This window comes from Enterococcus sp. AZ140, assembly GCF_051714405.1.
GTDB classification, from domain to species: domain Bacteria; phylum Bacillota; class Bacilli; order Lactobacillales; family Enterococcaceae; genus Enterococcus_B; species Enterococcus_B pernyi.
Window position 1 is genome coordinate 578,915 of the sequence record NZ_JBIORU010000001.1, and the last position, 21,579, is coordinate 600,493.

Here is a 21,579-nt window from a genome sequence, read left to right on the forward strand (position 1 = left end):
TAAGGAGAGCGATATGAAGAAAAAGGTATTCGTCTTAGGTTTAGGTCTGATTGGTGCTTCGCTTTGCCGAGCCATCAAAGGATCGAATGTGACTCTTTATGGATGGGATCATTCAGCAGAAACTAGAAAAATTGCAGAAGAAGTCCAATTAGTGGATCATCTGGTGTCTGGGATCGAAGAAGCGAGTCAAATGGATGTTATTTTATTAGCGGTTCCTGTACAAGTTAGTTTGGATTATTTGCAACGATTAGCAACACTTCCGTTAAAGGAAACGGTATTGGTCAGCGATACTGGCAGTACAAAAGCAGCAATCATGACAGCGGCTAAGGAATTACCTTTTACTTTTATTGGTGGGCATCCAATGGCAGGCTCGCACAAATCAGGAGTCAAAGCCGGCAATCCCAATTTGTTCGAGGAAGCTTATTATATATTGACCAATGATCATGAGAGTGAGCGCGTGGATGAATTGATGGAACTATTGGAACCGACGCGAGCGAAATTTGTGTTGATGGAAGCCAAAAATCATGACGAGATCGTCGGTGTCTTAAGCCATTTGCCTCATATCGTGGCTGCTGGTTTAGTGCAAACCAGTGATGAACTCAATCAGAAACATCCAAGAGCCTCCCAACTTGCCGCCGGAGGATTTCGGGATATTACTCGAATTGCTTCATCTGATCCTAAAATGTGGACAGATATCTTATTAACGAATCAAGAAATCATGTTGTCCTTGTTAGCAGAATGGCAATCCTCCATGGAAACATTGAAAACACAACTTGCGAGAAATGATGAAGAGGCCATTTATCGATTTTTTGCACAAGCGAAGCAGACAAGGGATCAGTTGCCGAAGAAACGACAAGGAACGATTCCAGCATTCTATGATCTATACGTTGATATTCCGGATATTTCCGGTGCAGTTGCTAAGGTGACAACGGCTTTGAGCCAAGCAGATATTTCAATCATCAATCTAAAAATACAAGAAACTAGAGAAGATATTTTCGGAGTCCTTGAATTGTCCTTCAAAAATCAAACCGATTTAGAAAAAGGACAAGCATTGATTCAAGCGGAAAATTTTCACTGTTGGATCAGGAGTTGAGACAATGCAATTACTTAATGCTACACATGGAATCAAAGGTGAGCTAACGGTTCCAGCAGATAAGTCGATTTCTCATCGCAGCATCATGTTTGGTGCAATCAGTCATGGAAAAACGACGATAACGAACTTTTTAAAAGCAGAAGATTGCTTGAGTACGATGTCCATATTTAGACAATTAGGTGTGAGAATAGAAGAGGAAGAAGAGAAAATCCATGTTTATGGTCATGGCGTAGAGGGATTACAAACACCAACAGAACGTTTAGATGCAGGTAATTCTGGTACAACGATCCGTTTACTTTTAGGGATTTTAGCTGGAAGTAAGATTTCGGCAGAAGTGTCTGGAGATGACTCGTTGAATCGTCGCCCGATGGGGAGAGTGATGAATCCTTTACGTGAAATGGGTGCGGATCTTAAAGGGATCGAACATCCAGATCTACCACCTTTACGAGTGACTGGTGGGCCTTTGAAACCAATCGAATATGAGATGCCGATTGCTAGTGCGCAAGTCAAATCAGCGATTTTATTCGCGGCACTTCAAGCAGATGGTGAGACAACGATCATCGAAAAAGAACGCTCACGGAATCATACAGAAGAAATGATCAAACAATTTGGTGGAGAAATCAGAGTAGAAGATAAAGTGATCACACTTGCTGGCGGGCAACGGTTAGTTGGACAAAACGTGGCGGTACCTGGGGATATTTCGTCAGCAGCCTTTTATCTAGTCGCAGCAAGTATTTTGCCAGATAGTGAAGTCTTATTGAAACAAGTAGGAATCAATCCAACACGAACAGGGATTTTAGATGTATTGATCAAAATGGGGGCTTCGATCCAAGAAATGCAGATCGATCAACAAAATCAAGCGGCTGACTTAATGGTACGTTCTGCCAACTTGCAGGCGTGTACGATCGAAGGAGAAATCATTCCTCGCTTGATCGATGAATTACCGATTTTGGCATTAGCTGCAACACAAGCACAAGGCACGACGATCATTCGGGACGCACAAGAATTAAAAGTGAAAGAAACAAATCGCATCGATGCGACAGCGGAAGAATTGATAAAAATGGGCGCAAACATCGAAACAACAGATGATGGGCTGATCATTCATGGTCCGACACCTTTACATGGGGCAATTGTTGACAGTCATGGGGATCATCGCATTGGCATGATGTTACAGATTGCCGCATTATTGACCGATGAACCAGTTGAATTGAACCATCCAGAAGCGATAAATATTTCTTATCCTGACTTCTTCACTGATCTAGCTGGTCTGATCAAGGAGAAAAACTAATGGCTGCAATTGTGCTGATTGGTTTTATGGGCGCCGGTAAAACAACGATCAGTCGCAAGCTTTCTATGCAGTTAAAGAAACCATTGATCGATATGGATACAAAATTAGTCGAGGAGTTTGGCTGTTCGATCAGTCAGTATTTTGAATTACATGGCGAAGCTGCCTTTCGACAGGAAGAAACGAAGCTGTTGAAAAACTCGTTGCAAGAAGAAGCGATCATTGCGACAGGTGGGGGAGTTATCCTACAAGAAGAAAATCAACGACTGCTGACAGATCATCTGGTGGTTTACTTAAAAGCTGATCCCGATCTTTTGATCAAACGTATCCGCCAAGATCACAAACAAGCCCGTCCGTTGGCACTCGATAAAGATGATACAAAGTTAAAAGAATTATTTTTTTCGCGGAAAAAACACTATGAAACATTAGCAGATCTTACGATAGAAACAACTGGTAAGTCACCAGCAGAAATTGTCTCAGAAATCATAAAGCAGGTGATGAATCGATGAAAATTGGTTATCTAGGCCCAAAAGGTTCCTTCACATATAGTGCAGTAAAGAATTATTTCAACGAAGGCGATTGGTCTCCGTATCAAGCTTTAACAAATTTGATTGATGCCCAGATCAACGATGCGATCGATTATGCGATGGTACCGATCGAAAATTCCATCGAAGGTTCCGTATTGCCCACATTAGACCATGTCTATGAAACCTTACCAACGATCCAAGGAGAAATCGTTTTGCCCATCAAGCAACAATTGATGGTGCATCCTGAGCATCAACAGACGTGGCAAGAGGTAACAAAAATCTGTAGTCATCCGCAAGCGTTGGCACAATCGCAAGTATTTTTGAAGCAACAGTTCCCTGACGTGGAAATCGAGCAAATGGGTTCGACTGCCCAAGGTGCCCAACAAGTTGCCGAGCATCCTGAACAAAAAATCGCGGCAATCGGACCTAAAGAAGCTGCGGAACAGTTTGGTTTGACCATCGTTCAGCAAGATATCCAATCGATCCGCAACAATGAAACCCGTTTTTGGCTACTAGGTTCCTCACCGATGTCATCTAAGTTACCAGTCAGTACTTACAAAGCAACACTATTTGTAGACTTGCCAGAAAATCGCCCAGGTGCGTTATATCAAGTACTTGCGGTATTTGCAGAACAAAAACTTAATTTGACCAAAATCGAGTCTAGACCGCAAAAAACCTCGTTAGGTGAATACTTTTTCGTGATCGAAGTAGAGATTGAACAAGCAGATACAAAATTGAACGAAGCAATCAAACTACTGGAACAGCGAGCATTTCCGGTCCAATTGATTGGAGAATATCCAGTGTACCGTAGCTGTGAGGATAAAAAAGCGACATACAGAAAATAAATCAAAGCAGCTGAACCTAGATAGCTGCCTTGGTTTTTTTTATTGAATAATTTTTCTATATTTGATTTTACACGTATAACACGTGTTTTTTCTTTTCTTCACGTGTTACACGTGTTAGTATAGATATGTCAGGAGGTATTGTAACAATGCCAATGACACAACAGGAAATGGTCAAACTCTTGATTTCCATAGGTGGGTTAAAAGTTAAAGGTGGAAAAGGTTCTCATATAAAAGTGAAACTACCAGGAGTAAATCGACCAATCATTGTTCCTTCCAAGCTACCTAAAGGGACAGAACATGGGATACTAAGGCAGGCAGGGTTAAAATAGCTTTGTTCCTGCTTCTTGAGAGAGGAGGAGAATCATGCTTGTTTCATATCCGGCATTATTCTATTTAGAAACAAGTGAAGTCTATGACTCGGTATTTTCTGTTTTCTTTCCAGATTTTCCGGAGATGGCTGGTACAAGCGGATCTGACATTCCTGAAGCGCTCGAAAATGCCTCTGATTACTTAGGTATTCTTTTGGCGGCTGAGATAGAAGAAGACCGAACATTACCTGAACCATCTCTTATCAATTCATTGTCACTTATAGAAAATAACCCTTTTAAAAGTGACTCTGAGTTCATATTAGAATATGATGCTGAAAAATCATTTATTTCAATGGTCTTTGTCGATCTAACAGAATATTTAGGCTCAGAGGAACCTGTAAAAAAGACGTTAACGATCCCAAAATGGGCAGATAAGTTAGGCAAAGAAATGCATCTAAATTTTTCAAAGACATTGACTGAAGCCATTGTTCGTGAAAAACTAGGTGCTTAACTTTAAAAGAGAAACTATCATTTTTCTTTTAAATAAAATAAGTTATAAATCATAAACAGATGATTTGCACACTTTTCTGAAATCCTTTAGGCTAGAATTAAGCGATAAGAAAGGAAGAGGAAAAATGGCAAAAAAAATTGCAGCAATCGTAACTGATTTAGTCGAAGATATTGAGTTGACTTCACCAAAAGAAGCATTGGAAAATGCGGGGAATGAAGTGACAACGATTGGTTTTGAAGCAAACCAAACGATCAAAGGCAAAAAAGGTGGCGAGTTCACGATCGATCGCAGCATTGATGAAGTTTCTCCTGAAGATTTCGATGCGCTCTTGATCCCTGGAGGATTCTCACCGGATCAATTACGTAAGGATCAACGTTTTGTTGATTTTGTTACTTACTTCTTGAAAAATGACCAACCGTTATTTGCTATCTGTCATGGCCCACAATTGTTTATCCAAACCGGTCTAACAGAAGGCAGAACAATGACTGCTTACGATACTGTTCGTCCAGATGTGGCTTACGCTGGCGCCAATGTCAAAGATGAAGCAGTGGTGATCGATAATCAATTAGTTACTAGCCGTACACCAGATGACTTGCCTGAATTCAACAAAGCAATTGTTGAGATCTTGGGTTAAACGACTGAACACTTTGTAGCGTTGCAAGTCAAAATAGTGATACGAGTAATAAAAAAATTTTAGAATGATTGAGATAGAAAGAATGCATATAGCTTCTTTCTATCTTTTTTTGTGAAAAAGAAGGCTGATTGACTTTACTTGTTTTATACTATCTTTTTTACATATATATTGATAAAATAAAAAAAAAGAGTTTATAGTGAGTATAATATGTTCGGAGGTGTAGAAGATGAAAACAAAAAAAGAAAGAATTCAAGTCGCTGTTGAGAGTGATTTAAAAACGGAAGCTGAAGATATTTTGCAAGATTTAGGCATGAATCCAACAACTGCAATTACTGTTTTTTATAAACAAGTAATCGAGGAGGGTGGATTGCCTTTTGAAGTAAAGTTGTCTGAACGAACAAAGCAAGCAAGAAGAATTGCTAGACTAGCAAAAAAGTCATCTAATATAACTAGAATAGAGGACAATGAGACTTTAGAAGCTTGGTTAAATGATGATGAATAAAATCGTATCAATGTATGTTGCCTATGTTGGAAGTGAAGGTGGAAAACGAAGACCTGTTTTGATTGTGGAAAATAATAAGAATGAAGTATTCTTTTATGCAATAACTAGTAAGTTTAGAAATAAATCCGATTCGATAAAAAAATTCTATTTTCATATTGAAGATTGGATAGACTCTAACTTAAAAAAAGAGTCTTGGATTGATACTGGAAATTTATTTATTCTTTCAAAAAAATCAACTTTTTTTAAGTGTAAAGATATAGGAGAATTATCTAAACATGATATGACTCGACTCGAAGCATTTCTTGAAGCTAACAGTGAGGATAACTAAAGAAATTCAAGTAACTCTAGCTGTTTTATTGGGTCAAGATAGTTTTTTAGATTCATATACTTTTACGATAATAAGGTAGGAATTGAGAAACGATTTTCTCAATTCCTACCTTATTACTTATTGCTATATATGTTATCATGCTATTTTTCTAAACCTGTTTCTTGAAAAAAGAAGATTATGAAATAGAGGTATCTGTTGTGATTTTCGTCGTACCACTTCCAATATGTGCCACATAGAACTCTGGCTCATATCCTACAACCTCTAAATAACGTGCATGGACATTTTCTTTAAAGGCGGGGATTTCCTCTTCTTTGACTAGAGCGATGGCACAGCCACCAAATCCTGCGCCTGTCATTCGTGCGCCTAATACACCAGGTTGCGCTTGTGCAGCATCTACAAGTGTATCTAATTCGATGCCTGTGACTTCGTAATCATGACGGAGTGAGTAATGAGAATCATTCAATAATAGACCGAAAGCTTCTAAGTTTCCTTGCTCCAATTCAGCTTTTGCTTTTAATGTTCGTTGATTTTCAGTGACGGCGTGACGTGCACGACGGATCAGTGTATCATCACCGATCAAGTCCGTATTCGCTTCGAAAGTCGCTTCATCTAATTCGCCTAAAGCTTTGATGTCCAGCTTCGTTTGTAGACGTTTCAAGGCTTCTTCACATTCACTGCGGCGTTCATTATACTTCGATTCTGCTAATTCACGTCGCTTATTCGTGTTCATGATAACCACAGCGTAGTCATCTAATTTAACTGGGACCATTTCATAGTGTAATGTATTCGTATCTAGCAAGATGGCATGGTCGATTTCTCCAAAACCGATCGCAAATTGATCCATGATCCCTGAATTGACACCAATGAATTCATTTTCTACTTTTTTTCCAGTTTGAACGAGTGTCAAACGATCGATCGCTAAATCAAACAAATCTTCCAGAACAACCCCCACTAATAATTCTAACGAAGCACTGCTAGAAAGTCCGGCACCATTAGGGATCGTTCCTTCAATCACCAATTCAAAACCGCTCTCGATGGTATAGCCAGCTTCTTTTAGTTTCAAGATCATTCCTTTGACATAATTTGCCCAGTTGTCTTTTTTATCAAATGTCAGGTCATCAAGCGTGAATTCGATCACGCCGATTTCCTCAAAGTTTGTTGAGTAAACTAATACTTTGTTGTCTTCTCGACGTGCAGCAACGCCGTAAGTGCCATAAGTGATCGATGCAGGAAAAACGTGTCCACCGTTGTAGTCCGTGTGTTCACCGATCAAGTTGATTCGCCCAGGTGAAAAATAGTTTGATGTTGGTTTTTCACCAAATAATTCATTGAATTTCGTTGTTAAATGTGCTGTTTTATTCATCTGTCTTGTTCCTCTCTTGCTTCAAGTTTGAATTCTGTAATCGTCTCAAATGGTGTTTCCGGTACCAAAGATATGTCGCCAAAAGAAGGGTAACGTTCTGCTCCTGGAGCGATTTGTGTTTCAAAAGTGATGCCGCCATGGTTCGCTAAACGTTGCCCGCGCATTTCAGGTGTATCTTCCCCAAAGTTGGCAGTGAAAATGACGATACTCGATGCATCCGTCCTGACACTGACTTTGATTGTTTCATCTGGACTTAAAAGAGAAGCGGCTGTTTTATCTAAGCCTGTGTCCTTTAAGAAGAACGGATGATCGATTCCATCAAATAATTCTTTTTGTGGAAAGTCACTGGTGAAAACAGTCGTTAGTTTTGTTGGTGTTTGAAAATCAAACGGTGTTCCAGTCACTTCTATTTGTTCACCTGTCGGAATGCTGTCCGGTCGTAATTCAGCAAACGCGTGACTGTTGACCCACAAAGTATGGTCATCGATTGGTTGCGTCACATCACCACTCAAGTTGAAATAAACATGATTGGTTGGGTTGAATAGTGTCAATTGATCACTGACTGCTTTCGTTGTGACACGCCAAATATTATCTTCTGTAAGGGTATAGCGAACTTCTACGGATAAATTCCCTGGAAAACCACGCTCTTTATCGGGACTAGTCGTGGTAAAGATCACAGTGGCTTCTTGTTCGCCATCAATGATTTCGTATTGCCAGATTTTTTCTTCAAAACTTGGCGCACTACCATGTAAGGAATGACCAGTTGCGGGATCGACAGGTAGTTGATACGTCTGGCCGTCGAGGATGAATTTGCCTGCATCGATCCGCCCAGCAGTTCGTCCGATCGTTGCTCCGATAAAGGCATCTTTTTCGAGATATTCTTCTGCTGAATCAAAACCTAGGATCAACTCTCTATCCATGAATGTCAAACTGACGATCCGTGCGCCTAAATCGGTAACAGCGAGGGTCGTACCCTGTTGATTGGTTAAAGTAATCAAATGTGCAGATTGTCCAAATGTTTTTTTAGTAATGTCCATTTAAGTAGTCCTTTCTTGGTGCTGGATTAGTAGTTGGTGTAGGCGTAATTTATACCTAGTCAAATTAACTATACCATTAAATGAAGCGTTTACAATCAGGTAGTTACTATTTTTACCATTCAATCATATCAAAGAAGAGCACTTGCTTGAATGTATTTCTGTGAGCAGTATTTAACTTTTTGTTGCATCTATAGTAGAATAAAGAAAATACGAAAGAGGGTACGTCAATGGAAAAAGCGATTTTTTTGAAAAAAGAACATCAATCCATCTCACAAGAACTATACTTTGACTTTTGCGGTTTTTCTAAAACATTGCCCTTTCATTCATTTGGACCAGCTATTCGTCAAGATTATATTTTGCATATCGTGATGGAAGGAAAAGGAGTCTATCGCGTAAAAGATCAGCAATATCAATTAAAAAAAGGTGATCTTTTTTTGATTAGACCGGGTGATTCTACTTTTTATTTGGCGGATGGTGAAGATCCTTGGGTCTACTGTTGGATTTCCTTCGGTGGGGCAGTAGCCGATAAAATCATTCAACATTCTTTATTCAAAGATGATCAATACACGATGGTTTCTTCAGAAATTGCTAGATATGTGGAGATTATCTTGGCATGTATGAATTACTCGACAAAAAATCTAGTCGATGAGCTGCAATTAAATGCGTTGACGTATCAATTGCTCGCGCTCTTATTAGAAGATGGTGGCTATGTTCATTTAGGAGAACAAAAAAGTTATTCAGCCCTCGCTGTTGATGCGGTACAGTATATCGAAGAACATTACAGCGAGCGTTTGACTGTTGAGGAGATCGCAAAAAAATTATCCGTTAACCGAAGTCATCTCTCTCGTGTGTTCAAAAATCACATGGGGATCAGTATCAAAGAATATATGATCGGTGTTCGCATCAATCGGGCAGCGTTTCTCTTATCTCTGACGGAAGAATCCGTTGAAGCAATCGCTTATCAAGTCGGCTTCAATAGTTTGGTCGTATTTAGCCGCATGTTCAAGAAATTCACTGGTGAGACGGCGACAAACTATCGTAGACGAATGAATAACGAAAAGATCAAAGGAGTTTCCGCAGAACAATTAAAAAAGCAATTAGAAGAACAAGCCATCATTTCTTGGGCAACCTAAGACATAAAGGCATTGTTGACTGGGTTTTTCTTGGGATATGCTAGACTAGAAAACGGGAGGAAAAAGCTATGAAAACATTGATTATTGTCAGCCATCCGACAATTGACACATCGTTGAACCAACAGTTTTTTAAAGAAGCATCCAGCCAGCTATCGACTACTTGGCATCATCTAGAAGCTTGTTATCCAGATGGGAAAATTGATCTTCAAGCAGAACTTGCTTTATTGAAAGAGCATGATCGGATCATCTTCCAATTTCCTTTCTATTGGTATAGCGCGCCAGCCCATTTGAAAATGTGGCAAGACCAAGTGTTAGAAGCGGCAACAGCAGTCTTATCAGGTAAAGAATTAGGGATCGTCTTAACAACCGGCGTGAGTGAAAAAGAATACCAAGCAGGTGGGAAAGAAGAGTATACGATCTCGGAGTATTTGCGTCCTTACCAACGAATTGCCCATAAATTCCAGATGACCTTTTTACCTCCGTTTGTTTTAGCACAGTTCATGTACTTGACTCAAGAACAACGATTTGAACGCTTGATCAGTTATCAGCAATATCTCACATTAGTCGAAAAACCTTCATTGATCAATCGGATCGATTGGTTTATCGAACGATTTGCGCAAAATGAACGCATCAAGGAAAAAGCACCGATGAAGCAGCAGATGATCGAAACGATGTTAGAAGAAGCCAAAGAAAATATTGAAGATCTGACATTTATACTACAAGAGATGAAAGGAAAGACCTTATAATGGATCAATGGTTGACAGAACAATTAGCCGAATTGAGTACACAAGCGGATTATGAGGGCAAAGCCTTACTTCATGAAATGTCACGCTTATTTGTCGAAATCAATGAACGGATCGAGCAGTTGCAAGGAGAAATCGATGGAGAATCTTGGAATCATCAAAAATGGTGATTTTTCTTCAGTAATAACATAATAAAAAATGTTCATAACGCTTATTATTTGCTACAATGGAACTACAAGAAAGTTGGTAACGCTATTTTTTTTACAGAAATAACAGGTGGTGAATGAAATGAATGAAGAAAATGAACAGCGTGGCAATGTTCGATCAGCTCGAAGACAACAACAGAAACAAGCATCACGCATGCGTATGATGAAAATCGGTGCCGCTGTTGCAGTAGTCTTACTACTGGTTGGTGCAGGTACTGGATTATATCTCCATAGTAGAAACAATGCCAGTGAAAACTCGGTAGCAAAGACGAGTGAAACGACGCAATCGTCCACAGCTTCAACTACTGCTTCATCTGAAACTGAAGCAACACAAGAAAGCAGCGAAGCAACAGAACCTTCAGGAGCTATTTCTGAACAACTACAAGCAGTCGTTGCAGATTATTCGAAGAAAATCGAAGATAAAACCCCAGTGTTGATCGAAGAATACCAAGCAGAGATCCAAAACAATCAAGACGGTGTCAATGGTCTTTCGGTCATTGCCAACCGAAAAGCAAGAGAACTTCAAGCCTTGTCGGATGAAGGAATCAGTAAATTAAGAGGGATGTACCAAGATGCTTCCAACAAGGAGGATATCGACCTAGATACCATGATCAATCAGCTATCTGCAAGTTACACGGCGCAGGTCGCTCGGATCTCCGACATTTATCTGCGAACAAGTGCGGAACTTCAAGCAGCGACACCTAGTAGCGAATCCTCTTCGGAAGAGACGACACCTTCGACGGAAGCGACACCAGAAACAACAGAAACGTCGGAGTCACAAGCCAGTCAGTACACGGCACAGTCCACAGAAGATATGAGCAATCAAGCCAATCAAGCAGCTACAACCGTTGTACGTGAAGGCGAAGGTCCAAATCAAATTGCGCAACGGACGGGTGTGCCAGTTGAGACGATCTTGTCCTTGAATGGCATGACGATGGATGATTTCTTCTTTAACCCTGGTCAAGAATTACGTTTGAATTAGGAAGATCAAGAAGAAAGATTCAACTTCAATTGATTAGATGAAGTCACAAAAATGGTTCTTTTTGCCAATTTTTGTGGCTTTTTTGTTCTAAATACATTTCGTTCGCCACTGGCTCGTCATGAGTGGGTTGTGATTGGTTGTTTTTTTGTTAAGATAAAGAAGTGAAAGTAACCCGTAAAGGAGAAGATCATGAAAAAACGAGAATTCATCGTCCAAGATTTATTGAGTAAGATCTATCAAGAAGAATTCAAAGATGGAAAATTACCGAATCAACGAAAACTAGCGGAAATCTATCATGTTTCTCGCTTTACGATCCAACAAGCGATCAAAAACCTAGAAGAAATCGGTATTGTCCGTGTCGTTCAAGGATCAGGTATCTTTATCCATGAAAAATGGGTCAAAAATCCCTTGATCTTCAATTCTTTGACACGTACCCCTTATGATCGGATCCATTCAAAAATGATCAGTTTAAACAAAGCACCAGCAACGGCGGATGAGCAAAAAATCTTTCAACTTGATGAAGGCGCCGAAGTTTGGACATTTGAACGTATTCGAGTCGTTGATTATAAAATCGAGCAGTTAGAAATGTCAAAAATGCCGGTAGCAATGTTTCCCGACCTGTCCCAAGAAGTCATCGAGCATTCCATCCAAAAATATGTGGAACAAAAAGGCTATCGAATTTCTCACTATATCACGAGTTATGACCCAATCACGACTTCCAAAGAACAATCAAAAATATTGCTATGTAAACGCGGTACACCAGCCATGCAAATCACGAACCGAGCCATATTAGAAGATGGACAAGTCTATGAATACAGCAGCATCATTGCTATCGACTACTCTGTGACTTACATCCGCCCCTTTGACCGTGAGATCCATCGGTCGAGGATTGATTGAGGATTTGAGTAGTCTCAAAATAGCTTAAGGAAAAAACTTCTGTAAAAATATAGCTTTTTTGAAAGTTAAGGGAGAAAATATTAAAACGAATTAGTTGATAGTGATTGTGAAGAAAGCACTGATGAAGCGTAAAACGCAATCATCAGTGCTTTTATTACAAGTGCTTGATAAGTGAAGTAAGTTATATCTATTATTTATAATAGAAAATATAAAACACAAAAAAATAACTTACAATGAGTATGAACCAAATAAGTCTTTCAACTATTTGAGCAATTGTTGATTGATTGTATGTAAAAATAATACCAAATTTATAGTTCCTGTTACTGCGTATAAAAATACTCTGTAGACCTAGAGAGAGCATGATAAGTAACTTCATGATCAGATTCGATAGCTGGTAGGATTGATCGTTAGTTGTTAGGAAAAAAGTATACAAAGTTAAAAGTTGTAACAACCAAATAACTTGAATAAGTTTACTCCCAGCTTGGGTTTTATTCGACATAGATGTTCATTCTCCTTAAAATTATTATTGTGATTTAAGTTGATTATATGCCTTTTTTAAGTCAATATTCAATAAGTGTTTAATGAGAATGTGGCATTAAATAAAAGATTAAGAAGGTCTGAGAACTCTATTGATTTATTTTTGTATTAGTATCTTTTACGTTGTAAAATTTATTTTATGAGGAGTGATAAATGATGATTAATGTAAAAGCTCGTAAAATAGGGAATTCTATCTCTATTTCAATTCCTAAACAGTATCAGGTTGAAGCTGGATCAAAATATGTCGTATATAAATCTAAGAATGGAGGATTAATATTCACACCCAAAATAGAAAATCCATTTTTATCGGATAAACCATTTCAAAAGGATGAAGATGAGGGATGGCAAACAATAGCAAAAGAGGAGATTGGGAAAAATCTAGGAACCTCAACAAGGTGATTTGATCTGGCTTAATTCTACGCCTTCTTTTGGCAGGGAAATAAGAGGGAAGCACCCGACTTTAGTTGTTTCCTCAAATGCTTACAATAAAAAAACGAACTATATTATTGTCTGTCCGGTAACGACTGGGGGGAATAACTTTTCTGGGTATGTTTCTTTGAATGATTACAAGAAACGTGGAAGAGTGCACGCTAGACAAATTCATAGCTTTGATACTGACCGGATTATTAGTAAAGAATTTATTGATCGTCTAAGAGGAGACGATTTTCTTCAAGTCAAACAGATTTTAGATTATTCTTTAGAAATTGATTTTTGAAAATTATGTTTTACATAAAAAGCTGCTAAGGTTTACACGTGTATTCATTATTGTAATAAGAGGAATACAGCGGAACCAAAAAAGCTATCCTTACATGTTTCGTGTAAGGATAGCTTTTTTGGGAATTAAGGTGTCACGATCGTCCCGTCTGGTGTACGGCTTTGTGTCCATTCATGTGGGCGATAGACAACTGGAAATTCTGCTGCCTGTTCTTCATTGAATGTGACACCGATCCCACTTTGTTCGATCGGATAGAAAAAGCCTTTTTTTGGTGTGGGGATATTTCCGAAAAGTTGTTTCGTATTTTCAGGAACATCGATGTTTTCTTGGATCGCCGCATTGTGCAAATGGATGTTCAAATGCGTATTCACTGCTAAGCCGATCGGTGTGATATCAGATGGCGTATGCCAAGCGATTCGTATCCCCATCGCTTCGCAAAAGTGTGCCAATTTCAAGGCAGGCGTGATCCCGCCGATTTGTGAGACATGGGCACGCATATAGTCGATTTGACGATTGCGAACTAATTCTTTCCATTCCATTGGATTATTGAACAATTCTCCAGTAGCAATCGGGGTCGTTGATTGACTTCGCAATTGAGCCAACCATTCATTTTGGTTTGGCGGTAGAATATCTTCTAAAAAGAAAAGATTGTACTTTTCTGCTTTTTTTGCAAAACGGATCGCTTGGTTAGGATGCAAGCGTTCGTGAACATCGTGTAACATTTGGAAACGATCGCCATATTTGTTTTGGATATGTTCAAACATGGACAGCGTAGTGGACATGTATTCTTCTTGATCGAAATAAGAGCCAGCAAGTGGTTGTTCAGGTGTGGCTAAATTCGTTGGATTTCCCCCATAAAAACCTAATTGACAACGAATATAGCGATACCCTTGTGCGAGAAATGTCTCGATTTCACGATCAAGGTCTTCTAAATTATCTGCGACAGCGTGCGTATACGCAGGAATTGCTGTTCGAGCTTTTCCGCCGAATAACTGATACAATGGCATATCAGCGATTTTCCCTTTGATATCCCAGAGCGCCATATCGACACCTGAAATGGCGTTATTTGTGATTGGCCCATTCCGCCAGTAAGAATTGACATTCATGACTTGCCAAAGGTCTTCGATTTGATTCGCATCGCGTCCAATCAGTAAAGGTTTTAAGTATTCTTCAACTACGGTCTGGACAGCCAAAGGACGAAATTGGAAAGTGCCGCAACCGAAGCCGGTCACGCCTTTATCTGTTTCAACTTTTACGACTAACAAGTTGTGACGATCTGGTTTGATTGCGTAACTTTTTATATTTGTAATGATCGTTGGTGTCATTTTTTTCACTCCAATATACATAAATATGAATCGTGTGCATCCTCATTGAAACATGGGGAAGAACATCCTGTCAATTTGGTCTAATAAAAACATCTAAACCGAATAAAAATCAGTCCAATTTTACGTTAGTATTTTTATAAACGTTGATATTAAAGCTTTTTCATTGGTTATTTACTAAAAAGGACTGGTTTTACAAGTGGCGTTCCACATGCTACTATTTGGGTGAAAGCGGAAACAAGAATCATTGTTTGATGAGAATAAGGGGGAGAACAAGTGAAGCATGAAGAAATAGCAAAACAAATCATACAACATGTGGGTGGAGCAAGTAATATCAACAACGCTTGGCATTGTATGACACGATTACGGTTTGATTTAAAAGATGAGAAAAAAGTGGATTATGCTGCGTTGGAAAAAACACCGAAAGTGGTGGGGACAAAATATCAAAGCGAACAACTGCAAGTCGTGATCGGTACAGAAGTCGCTGACTATTTTGCACCAATTGCGAAAGAATTAGGGTTAGATGAAACAAGTGAACGAAGTGAAGGAGAGAAAAAAGGCGTCGTATCCTTATTTATGGATACTGTTTCCGGTGTATTTGGTCCGATCGTACCAGCAATTGCTGGGGCAGGAATGATTAAGGGTTTGATGGCCGGTTTAGTGGCATTGAATGTCATTTCGAACCAGACAGATACGTATTTGATCATTGATATGATTGCGAGTGGCGTATTTACTTTCTTGCCATTTTTCGTTGCTGCTTCTGCCGCTCGGATCTTCAAAACGAATCCATATTTAGCGATTGCAATCGCTGCAACTTTACAATTTCCCACCATGACGACAGCGGTTGCTGAAGGTTCGATCTCTGCTTTTCAACTGTTTGGCATTATTCCAGTTCCTGTCTTTAATTATGCAGGAACAGTTATCCCAATCATTTTTGCGGTATTGGCACTCAGCTACATTTATCGTTGGGTGGATAAGCTATTACCACAAGTGTTACGAACGGTGTTCACACCAACCATTTCACTATTCGTTGCAGGTTTATTGACACTAACAGTGATTGGTCCAATCAGTATTCATTTAGGTAACCTCTTAGCAGCTGGTGTGGCATGGTTATTCTCAATCTCGCCAGTGTTAGCTGGTATCGTGGTCGGTGCGATTCGTCCAATTGCAATCTTTACTGGGTTGCATCATGCGATGACCCCAATTGCCTTACAAAATTTTGCGAATCAAGGCTATGATATGTTGATGCCGATGATGTTTATGGCAAACATGGCGATTACTGGGGCGACAGCGGCTATTTACTTGAAAGTGAAATCAAAAGAAGAAAAATCATTGGTTCTATCTTCTGCTGTTTCTGGTCTATTAGGAATCACTGAACCTGCACTTTTCGGGATCTTATCAAAATACAAGAAAGCGTTTATGGCAGCTACGATCGGTAGCTCGATCGCTTCAGCGTTTATCAGTTTCTTTGGTGTTCGGATCTACGGCTATATTTTATCAAGTATTTTTAGCTTACCCGCCTATATTGGTCAGTATTTTGTGTTTGCGGTACTTGGGATAGTGATTGCCTTAGTTTCCTCTTTTGCGATTACTTATTTCTTAGTACCAAATGAACAAGCAGAAGATACGGAGTACACGAACGAAGTGAATCTACACGCTGTAGCTAAAGGAGAATATATTCCTTTAGAAGATGTGCCTGATGAAGTTTTTTCAACGAAAATGATGGGGGATGGTTTTGCAATCGAGTCAATCGATGGTGCCATCTTTGCACCGGTCAGCGGAAAAGTCACTACGATTTTCCCTTCCAAACATGCGTTAGGAATTAAAACTAGTAATGGCGTCGAAGTATTAGTCCATATGGGAATTGATACTGTCAACTTGAATGGGGCAGGATTCGATGTCCTTGTAAAGGTCGGTGATCAGGTAACCGTTGACACTAAAATTGCTCAAATGGATTTGCCGTATATCCATAGTCAAGGGAAAAAGAGTATGGTCATCGTTGTGATCACGAACATGGATCGCGTGTCGAAATTCTCCGGGGAACGAAACCTAGAAGGGCAGCACCAAGCTGGAGCGCTCTTGGAACGTGCCTTGTTGAATGGGTAAAATGAAAATAGCATGATCAAGAGAACATACGCCATCTTCAAAGATTGGCGTATGTTTTTTGTTGTTGATAACCTCAAGTTTTTTTGAGTATATCGTTATCTATTTTTTGTTTTAAAGTTATTTAATTGGTTGAGTAAAACATGAATAGATTTTATGCGATTCCATGATTCGCTAGGTGTTAGGGGCTTTGGTAATACTGGTTTATCAGCTGTTTTTTACTGTTTTATGAGTGTTAGTGGTTTTTAATGCAGTGGGGAATGGTATGGTGGATAGGTGAAGGAGGGAAAATACAAAAAAGATTCATTCAGTGTGTGGAATTCTTCGGGTTGTTTTATTTGATGTTTTTTTAAAAATAAATTATCCTTATTTTAAGAAGTGGTAAGCGCTTTTAAAATAAGCTTAGGAGGCGATAGATATGACTGATTTAGATGGAGGAATCACTATTCCAGACGCACCAACGATTACTGATGAACACAAGAAGCTGGTAGAAGAAGCACGCAAAACGTTAGATGACAGTAGTGAAGCTATACCATTTGCGCTATTAGGAACACAAGTAGTTGCTGGGACAAACTATTGGATCTTGTGCAAAGTCAACATGTTTGGCCCCACACAGAGTAAAAAATTAGTGACTTACAAAATCAACAAAAATCCACAAGATGAAGTGACGCTTTTGGAAGCGACAACATTCGAGTTTTGATTGATCCAACTTTTTAAAATACTTCCCCACTTTCCCATACGGTCGATAAGAGAAGATGTTCATTCTACTATCAACTATATGGGATTTTTATTGTCTCAAGAACTGTCTTTACTGTGATAGAAAAACCATCTTTCCATCATTTACAGAATCAATCCGCTATATCCGTTGAAAGATCAGCAACGACTTCATAATAATGATCCCCCCAATCGCAGATATGTTGGACGATCGTTGAGAGTTCGCGCCCGATCTCGGTCAATTGATACTCTACTTTTGGCGGGACTACGGGATAGACTTTACGTGTGAGTAAATGATCGCTTTCTAATTCTCTTAATTGGCGAATCAACATGCGTTGGTTGATGTCTGGTAACATTTTCTCAATCTCACTTAATCGTAAAATCGGTTGTTGTAAAAAACACCAAATCAAGACGATCTTGTATTTTCCACTAAGGACGTGCATGGCTAAATCTTTCGTATTGGTAAACTCTTTTTCATGGTATTGATACATAAAGGACCTCACTTTGATTTATTTATTCGACAGCAATAGTTGCTATTATACAAATCTCACCAATAGAAGTAAAGAAATTGAGGATACTGACAAGTTTGTCAGTTTTGTTTCTCAACACAGCCTATGATACGATGAAGTGGAAAGATTACGGATTCGCTCAATAACAAAGAACCAGACGAGCGGAATAAGAAAGAAGGACGAAAAATGAAAAGTAGAGCTGCCGTAGCATTTGAACCAGGAAAACCGTTAGAAATCGTTGAAATCGATGTTGCTGATCCGAAACCGACGGAAGTCATGGTAAAAATTTTGTACACTTCTGTCTGTCATACAGATGCGTTTACCTTATCAGGGGAAGATCCAGAAGGAGTTTTTCCTGCGGTCTTAGGTCATGAAGGCGCCGGTATCGTTGTCAAAGTTGGTGATGATGTGTCATCTGTTGAAGTGGGTGATCATGTGATCCCGTTGTATACCCCAGAATGTGGGAAGTGTGAGTTTTGCTTGTCAGGAAAAACCAATCTATGCTCTGCTGTCCGTGAAACGCAAGGAAAAGGTCTAATGCCAGATGGTACGACACGTTTTTCTTACAAAGGCGAGCCGATTTATCACTATATGGGTACAAGTACGTTTAGTGAGTATACTGTCGTCAATGAAATCAATTTGGTGAAAATCACAGAGGATGCTCCGTTAGATACCGTCCCACTATTAGGGTGTGGTGTAACAACAGGATTAGGCGCTGTGGAAAACACGGCGAAAGTTGAAGAAGGAGCGGTCACAGCTGTCTTTGGACTAGGAGCGATTGGTTTAGCAGTAATCCAGGGATTGAAAAAAGCCAACGCCAAACGAATCATTGCAATCGATAGGAACCCTGAAAAATGGCCGTTAGCTAAAAAAATGGGTGCAACGGACTTTGTTGATCCTAAAACACATGATCGTCCGATTCAAGAAGTCATCGTAGAAATGACCAATGGAGGCGTAGATTACAGTTTTGAGTGTATTGGTAATGTGGAAGTGATGCGTTCCGCACTTGAAGCCTGTCACAAAGGCTGGGGCGAAAGCATCATTATCGGTGTAGCCGGAGCTGGAAAAGAAATCCACACGCGTCCGTTCCAACTAGTGACTGGTCGTGTCTGGCGCGGTTCGGCTTTTGGCGGTGTCAAAGGGCGAAGCCAATTGCCAGGTATGGTGGAAGATTACTTGAACGGTCGAATTGATTTAGATTCATTCATCACCCATCGTTTAGATTTTACACAAATCAATGAATCACTTGAGCTGTTGCATCGTGGAGAATCCATTCGCACCATGCTCACTTATGGAGGTGACACGGATGGAACTACAGAAAATTGAAACACATCGGTCGTTTGGCGGGCAACAAATCAAATACCGTCACCTGTCAGAAACGCTACATTGTGAGATGACATTCAGCGTGTATCTACCAGAAACCACTGTTGAAAATCAAGAAATCCCACTCATTTGGTGGTTAGCTGGTTTAACAAGTACAGATGATAATTTTAGTATCAAAGGTGGATTCCAACGCTATGCAGCAGAACAGCAAATCGCCTTCGTCATGCCGGACACATCGCCTCGGGGGGATGTTGCTGACAGTGAAGATTGGGATCTCGGTCAAGGGGCTGGCTTTTACTTGAATGCAACACAAGAACCTTGGAAGAAAGACTTCCAAATGTACGACTACCTTACGAAAGAGCTGACTGAGATCATCTACTCCTTGATCCCAAATCTTTCTGGAAAAGAAAGTATCATGGGTCATTCCATGGGTGGGCATGGTTCGTTAGTGATCGGTCTGAAAAATCCAGCACGCTTTGCTTCGATCTCTGCTTTTGCACCAATTTCGAACCCCTCAAACGTACCATGGGGACAAAAAGCATTCACCGCTTATCTAGGTCCTGACCAAGCGACATGGAGTGAATGGGATGCCACTGAACTGATCAAAAAAGAAACAATCAGTCAACCGCCTATCCTGATCACACAAGGAATGGCTGATCCATTCTACGAAGTCCAGCTCAATGAAGAAGCTTTTTTAACAGCAGCAGAATCAGCGAAACACGAAGTTTTCTACCAAAAAGAAGAAGGCTATGATCATAGCTACTTCACCATTGCTACATTTGTAGAACAACATATTGCTTTTCATGCGAGCTATTTGAAACAGTGAAAAGACCATTGTAAGAGATGGAATTTGAGTCAGACAAACGAGCAACTAACTGGAAAATCAGAAGAAGACAGAAAGATGCAACTATAAGCAATAAGCAATGAAACCTGAAATTTTTTTTGAGAGATACCTCTTTAGTTTGACTAGATCGTGCACAGAGCCACTAAAGCCAATTAGTGAAAGGAGTTCTGCCGGATACTAGTTTCAATTGTTTATAGCGGTGTAATTCTGTGAGTCAAAATTAAAAAACAAAATTAACAGGTTTACTTTTTAGAATAGATGTGTTAACTTAATTAAAGTTTCGGAGGATCCAAAGGGATTAGATAAGAATATTCTTATCTAATCCCTTTTTGTGTTCTTGCATTAAAAAATATTAGGAGGCGCATATGAAAAATCTATTCAAATATTTAACGATTACTTTGGGGCTGTGGATACTATCAATTAGTATCAATATGTTTTTTGGCCCACATTATATTGCTGCTGGAGGAACGAGTGGTCTAGGAATATTACTTGAATACCTTGTTCGAGTAGATCGTTCACTCGTCGTGCTTGCATTAAATTCAGTTATGTTGCTATTAGCAATCATTTATTTAGGTAAACAAGTATTTATGAAAGTTTTATATGGTAGTTTAGTTCTACCGTTATTGTTAACTTATGTACCTAAAATAATGTTTACTGAAAATAAAATTTTATCGATCGTTTTGGGAAGTCTAATTTTTTCTGTAGGTATGTCCATTGTTTATTCACAAAATTCTTCTAGTGGAGGAACGTCCATTCCACCGATAATTTTAAAAAAATATTTCAATATAAAACTCTCTACAGGCTTGTTTTTCATAGATGGTATAGTCATACTGCTAAATTGGAGTATTTTTGGTTTTGATCAATTTTTACTTGCTTTGACTTCGAATATTCTAGTTTTGCTAACGATGAATCTATTCTCGAAGCTATCCAACAAAACTGTGAAAAACTGTTGGTTTTCGAGTTGCTAACGGCACCCCTCATTCCGAACGGCAGTCATCATCCAGCTAGAGAGGATGGGCGACTTCTGCCTAATTACGTTAAATAAAAAATCAATCCTTTTACCCTAATAGCTAGATAACAATTATGATTGATTTTTTTCCCGTGAATAGTTGTGATGG

Annotated in this window: 25 protein-coding genes; 21 read left to right on the forward strand and 4 right to left on the reverse strand. The window is 39.4% G+C overall.

Going from position 1 to position 21,579, the window contains the following annotated elements; all coding sequences use genetic code 11:
- The first annotated feature begins 13 nt into the window (after positions 1-13).
- From IGJ39_RS02745 to IGJ39_RS02785, 9 genes are all read left to right on the forward strand, one after another.
- Positions 14-1,093: a prephenate dehydrogenase gene (locus tag IGJ39_RS02745; RefSeq protein WP_104775574.1), complete on the forward strand. Its 1,080-nt coding sequence runs from the start codon at positions 14-16 to the stop codon at positions 1,091-1,093.
- A 4-nt stretch (positions 1,094-1,097) separates the two neighbouring features.
- Positions 1,098-2,381, forward strand: a complete 1,284-nt coding sequence (gene aroA / locus IGJ39_RS02750) for a 3-phosphoshikimate 1-carboxyvinyltransferase (RefSeq protein WP_065096232.1) — start codon at positions 1,098-1,100, stop codon at positions 2,379-2,381.
- Positions 2,381-2,887, forward strand: a complete 507-nt coding sequence (locus tag IGJ39_RS02755) for a shikimate kinase (RefSeq protein WP_195339069.1) — start codon at positions 2,381-2,383, stop codon at positions 2,885-2,887. The genes aroA and IGJ39_RS02755 overlap by 1 nt, the downstream gene beginning before the upstream one ends.
- Positions 2,884-3,750 (forward strand): prephenate dehydratase, encoded by an 867-nt coding sequence (pheA, locus tag IGJ39_RS02760; RefSeq protein ID WP_104775576.1) that lies wholly within the window; start codon positions 2,884-2,886, stop codon positions 3,748-3,750. The genes IGJ39_RS02755 and pheA overlap by 4 nt, the downstream gene beginning before the upstream one ends.
- Positions 3,751-3,896: 146 nt before the next feature.
- Positions 3,897-4,079 carry a type II toxin-antitoxin system HicA family toxin gene (locus IGJ39_RS02765; RefSeq protein ID WP_104775577.1) on the forward strand — a complete coding sequence of 61 codons (183 nt, stop codon included), beginning with the start codon at positions 3,897-3,899 and terminating at the stop codon, positions 4,077-4,079.
- A 34-nt stretch (positions 4,080-4,113) separates the two neighbouring features.
- Positions 4,114-4,569 (forward strand): type II toxin-antitoxin system HicB family antitoxin, encoded by a 456-nt coding sequence (locus IGJ39_RS02770; RefSeq protein WP_195339068.1) that lies wholly within the window; start codon positions 4,114-4,116, stop codon positions 4,567-4,569.
- A gap of 124 nt (positions 4,570-4,693) precedes the next feature.
- Positions 4,694-5,203, forward strand: coding sequence for a type 1 glutamine amidotransferase domain-containing protein (locus IGJ39_RS02775; RefSeq protein WP_010736264.1), 510 nt, complete (start codon positions 4,694-4,696; stop codon positions 5,201-5,203).
- A gap of 226 nt (positions 5,204-5,429) precedes the next feature.
- A complete protein-coding gene (locus tag IGJ39_RS02780; RefSeq protein ID WP_019722390.1) occupies positions 5,430-5,705 on the forward strand; it encodes a type II toxin-antitoxin system RelB/DinJ family antitoxin in 276 nt (91 codons plus the stop codon).
- A complete protein-coding gene (locus IGJ39_RS02785) occupies positions 5,698-6,033 on the forward strand; it encodes a type II toxin-antitoxin system PemK/MazF family toxin (protein WP_229078383.1) in 336 nt (111 codons plus the stop codon). The genes IGJ39_RS02780 and IGJ39_RS02785 overlap by 8 nt, the downstream gene beginning before the upstream one ends.
- A 175-nt stretch (positions 6,034-6,208) precedes the next feature.
- On the opposite strand, the gene IGJ39_RS02790 is transcribed toward IGJ39_RS02785, so the two are convergent.
- Together IGJ39_RS02790 and IGJ39_RS02795 are read right to left on the reverse strand one after the other, a co-directional pair.
- Positions 6,209-7,396 (reverse strand): galactokinase, encoded by a 1,188-nt coding sequence (locus IGJ39_RS02790; protein ID WP_066025178.1) that lies wholly within the window; start codon positions 7,394-7,396, stop codon positions 6,209-6,211.
- On the reverse strand, positions 7,393-8,433 hold the full coding sequence (locus tag IGJ39_RS02795) for an aldose epimerase family protein (protein WP_195339067.1): 1,041 nt from the start codon (positions 8,431-8,433) through the stop codon (positions 7,393-7,395). Before IGJ39_RS02795 ends, IGJ39_RS02790 begins: the two co-directional genes overlap by 4 nt.
- A gap of 227 nt (positions 8,434-8,660) precedes the next feature.
- On the opposite strand from IGJ39_RS02795, the gene IGJ39_RS02800 reads away from it, so the two are divergent.
- From IGJ39_RS02800 to IGJ39_RS02830, 7 genes are all read left to right on the forward strand, one after another.
- The gene (locus IGJ39_RS02800; RefSeq protein WP_010736261.1) at positions 8,661-9,566 is read left to right on the forward strand and encodes an AraC family transcriptional regulator; all 906 of its coding nucleotides are present in this window, start codon (positions 8,661-8,663) and stop codon (positions 9,564-9,566) included.
- A gap of 68 nt (positions 9,567-9,634) precedes the next feature.
- A complete protein-coding gene (locus IGJ39_RS02805; RefSeq protein ID WP_195339066.1) occupies positions 9,635-10,312 on the forward strand; it encodes an NAD(P)H-dependent oxidoreductase in 678 nt (225 codons plus the stop codon).
- Positions 10,312-10,479: a hypothetical protein gene (locus IGJ39_RS02810; protein ID WP_010736259.1), complete on the forward strand. Its 168-nt coding sequence runs from the start codon at positions 10,312-10,314 to the stop codon at positions 10,477-10,479. Before IGJ39_RS02805 ends, IGJ39_RS02810 begins: the two co-directional genes overlap by 1 nt.
- Before the next feature lie 118 nt (positions 10,480-10,597).
- Entirely contained in the window at positions 10,598-11,497 is a 900-nt protein-coding gene (locus IGJ39_RS02815; RefSeq protein WP_195339065.1) for a LysM peptidoglycan-binding domain-containing protein, read from the forward strand.
- Positions 11,498-11,686: 189 nt separating this feature from the next.
- Positions 11,687-12,394 (forward strand): GntR family transcriptional regulator, encoded by a 708-nt coding sequence (locus tag IGJ39_RS02820; RefSeq protein WP_195339064.1) that lies wholly within the window; start codon positions 11,687-11,689, stop codon positions 12,392-12,394.
- 693 nt (positions 12,395-13,087) lie between these two features.
- Entirely contained in the window at positions 13,088-13,330 is a 243-nt protein-coding gene (gene mazE, locus IGJ39_RS02825) for a type II toxin-antitoxin system PemI/MazE family antitoxin (protein ID WP_229048796.1), read from the forward strand.
- A gap of 1 nt (position 13,331) precedes the next feature.
- Entirely contained in the window at positions 13,332-13,646 is a 315-nt protein-coding gene (locus tag IGJ39_RS02830) for a type II toxin-antitoxin system PemK/MazF family toxin (RefSeq protein ID WP_108145375.1), read from the forward strand.
- 125 nt (positions 13,647-13,771) lie between these two features.
- Here IGJ39_RS02830 and IGJ39_RS02835 read toward each other — a convergent pair whose 3' ends face one another.
- Entirely contained in the window at positions 13,772-14,971 is a 1,200-nt protein-coding gene (locus IGJ39_RS02835) for an enolase C-terminal domain-like protein (RefSeq protein ID WP_019722380.1), read from the reverse strand.
- 273 nt (positions 14,972-15,244) lie between these two features.
- On the opposite strand from IGJ39_RS02835, the gene IGJ39_RS02840 reads away from it, so the two are divergent.
- Both IGJ39_RS02840 and IGJ39_RS02845 read left to right on the forward strand, forming a co-directional pair.
- Complete coding sequence (locus IGJ39_RS02840; protein ID WP_104870676.1) at positions 15,245-17,074, forward strand: glucose PTS transporter subunit IIA; 1,830 nt, start codon at positions 15,245-15,247, stop codon at positions 17,072-17,074.
- Between the two features lie 415 nt (positions 17,075-17,489).
- Positions 17,490-17,771, forward strand: coding sequence for a hypothetical protein (locus tag IGJ39_RS02845; RefSeq protein ID WP_065096225.1), 282 nt, complete (start codon positions 17,490-17,492; stop codon positions 17,769-17,771).
- 148 nt (positions 17,772-17,919) lie between these two features.
- On the opposite strand, the gene IGJ39_RS02850 is transcribed toward IGJ39_RS02845, so the two are convergent.
- Positions 17,920-18,276: a winged helix-turn-helix transcriptional regulator gene (locus IGJ39_RS02850; RefSeq protein ID WP_019722377.1), complete on the reverse strand. Its 357-nt coding sequence runs from the start codon at positions 18,274-18,276 to the stop codon at positions 17,920-17,922.
- 204 nt (positions 18,277-18,480) lie between these two features.
- Here IGJ39_RS02850 and IGJ39_RS02855 point away from each other — a divergent pair, with 204 nt between their 5' ends.
- The 3 genes from IGJ39_RS02855 to IGJ39_RS02865 all read left to right on the forward strand — a co-directional run bounded on the left by IGJ39_RS02855 (position 18,481) and on the right by IGJ39_RS02865 (position 21,429).
- Entirely contained in the window at positions 18,481-19,620 is a 1,140-nt protein-coding gene (locus IGJ39_RS02855; protein ID WP_066025172.1) for an S-(hydroxymethyl)glutathione dehydrogenase/class III alcohol dehydrogenase, read from the forward strand.
- Complete coding sequence (gene fghA, locus IGJ39_RS02860) at positions 19,601-20,443, forward strand: S-formylglutathione hydrolase (protein ID WP_438764157.1); 843 nt, start codon at positions 19,601-19,603, stop codon at positions 20,441-20,443. The genes IGJ39_RS02855 and fghA overlap by 20 nt, the downstream gene beginning before the upstream one ends.
- 383 nt (positions 20,444-20,826) lie before the next feature.
- Positions 20,827-21,429 carry a YitT family protein gene (locus IGJ39_RS02865; protein WP_019722374.1) on the forward strand — a complete coding sequence of 201 codons (603 nt, stop codon included), beginning with the start codon at positions 20,827-20,829 and terminating at the stop codon, positions 21,427-21,429.
- Positions 21,430-21,579 lie beyond the last annotated feature (150 nt).

Excerpts from the sequence above, each read along its gene's own strand:
- IGJ39_RS02805 (WP_195339066.1), top strand. The coding sequence starts at position 9,635 with ATGAAAACATTGATTATTGTCAGCCATCCGACAATTGACACATCGTTG.
- IGJ39_RS02810 (WP_010736259.1), top strand. The coding sequence starts at position 10,312 with ATGGATCAATGGTTGACAGAACAATTAGCCGAATTGAGTACACAAGCG.
- IGJ39_RS02795 (WP_195339067.1), bottom strand. The coding sequence starts at position 8,433 with ATGGACATTACTAAAAAAACATTTGGACAATCTGCACATTTGATTACT.
- IGJ39_RS02865 (WP_019722374.1), top strand. The coding sequence starts at position 20,827 with ATGAAAAATCTATTCAAATATTTAACGATTACTTTGGGGCTGTGGATA.
- IGJ39_RS02850 (WP_019722377.1), bottom strand. The coding sequence starts at position 18,276 with ATGTATCAATACCATGAAAAAGAGTTTACCAATACGAAAGATTTAGCC.
- IGJ39_RS02790 (WP_066025178.1), bottom strand. The coding sequence starts at position 7,396 with ATGAATAAAACAGCACATTTAACAACGAAATTCAATGAATTATTTGGT.
- IGJ39_RS02780 (WP_019722390.1), top strand. The coding sequence starts at position 5,430 with ATGAAAACAAAAAAAGAAAGAATTCAAGTCGCTGTTGAGAGTGATTTA.
- IGJ39_RS02785 (WP_229078383.1), top strand. The coding sequence starts at position 5,698 with ATGAATAAAATCGTATCAATGTATGTTGCCTATGTTGGAAGTGAAGGT.
- IGJ39_RS02845 (WP_065096225.1), top strand. The coding sequence starts at position 17,490 with ATGACTGATTTAGATGGAGGAATCACTATTCCAGACGCACCAACGATT.
- IGJ39_RS02775 (WP_010736264.1), top strand. The coding sequence starts at position 4,694 with ATGGCAAAAAAAATTGCAGCAATCGTAACTGATTTAGTCGAAGATATT.
- IGJ39_RS02765 (WP_104775577.1), top strand. The coding sequence starts at position 3,897 with ATGCCAATGACACAACAGGAAATGGTCAAACTCTTGATTTCCATAGGT.
- pheA (WP_104775576.1), top strand. The coding sequence starts at position 2,884 with ATGAAAATTGGTTATCTAGGCCCAAAAGGTTCCTTCACATATAGTGCA.
- IGJ39_RS02815 (WP_195339065.1), top strand. The coding sequence starts at position 10,598 with ATGAATGAAGAAAATGAACAGCGTGGCAATGTTCGATCAGCTCGAAGA.
- IGJ39_RS02820 (WP_195339064.1), top strand. The coding sequence starts at position 11,687 with ATGAAAAAACGAGAATTCATCGTCCAAGATTTATTGAGTAAGATCTAT.
- IGJ39_RS02770 (WP_195339068.1), top strand. The coding sequence starts at position 4,114 with ATGCTTGTTTCATATCCGGCATTATTCTATTTAGAAACAAGTGAAGTC.
- IGJ39_RS02800 (WP_010736261.1), top strand. The coding sequence starts at position 8,661 with ATGGAAAAAGCGATTTTTTTGAAAAAAGAACATCAATCCATCTCACAA.
- mazE (WP_229048796.1), top strand. The coding sequence starts at position 13,088 with ATGATTAATGTAAAAGCTCGTAAAATAGGGAATTCTATCTCTATTTCA.
- IGJ39_RS02745 (WP_104775574.1), top strand. The coding sequence starts at position 14 with ATGAAGAAAAAGGTATTCGTCTTAGGTTTAGGTCTGATTGGTGCTTCG.
- IGJ39_RS02855 (WP_066025172.1), top strand. The coding sequence starts at position 18,481 with ATGAAAAGTAGAGCTGCCGTAGCATTTGAACCAGGAAAACCGTTAGAA.
- IGJ39_RS02835 (WP_019722380.1), bottom strand. The coding sequence starts at position 14,971 with ATGACACCAACGATCATTACAAATATAAAAAGTTACGCAATCAAACCA.
- aroA (WP_065096232.1), top strand. The coding sequence starts at position 1,098 with ATGCAATTACTTAATGCTACACATGGAATCAAAGGTGAGCTAACGGTT.
- IGJ39_RS02755 (WP_195339069.1), top strand. The coding sequence starts at position 2,381 with ATGGCTGCAATTGTGCTGATTGGTTTTATGGGCGCCGGTAAAACAACG.
- fghA (WP_438764157.1), top strand. The coding sequence starts at position 19,601 with ATGGAACTACAGAAAATTGAAACACATCGGTCGTTTGGCGGGCAACAA.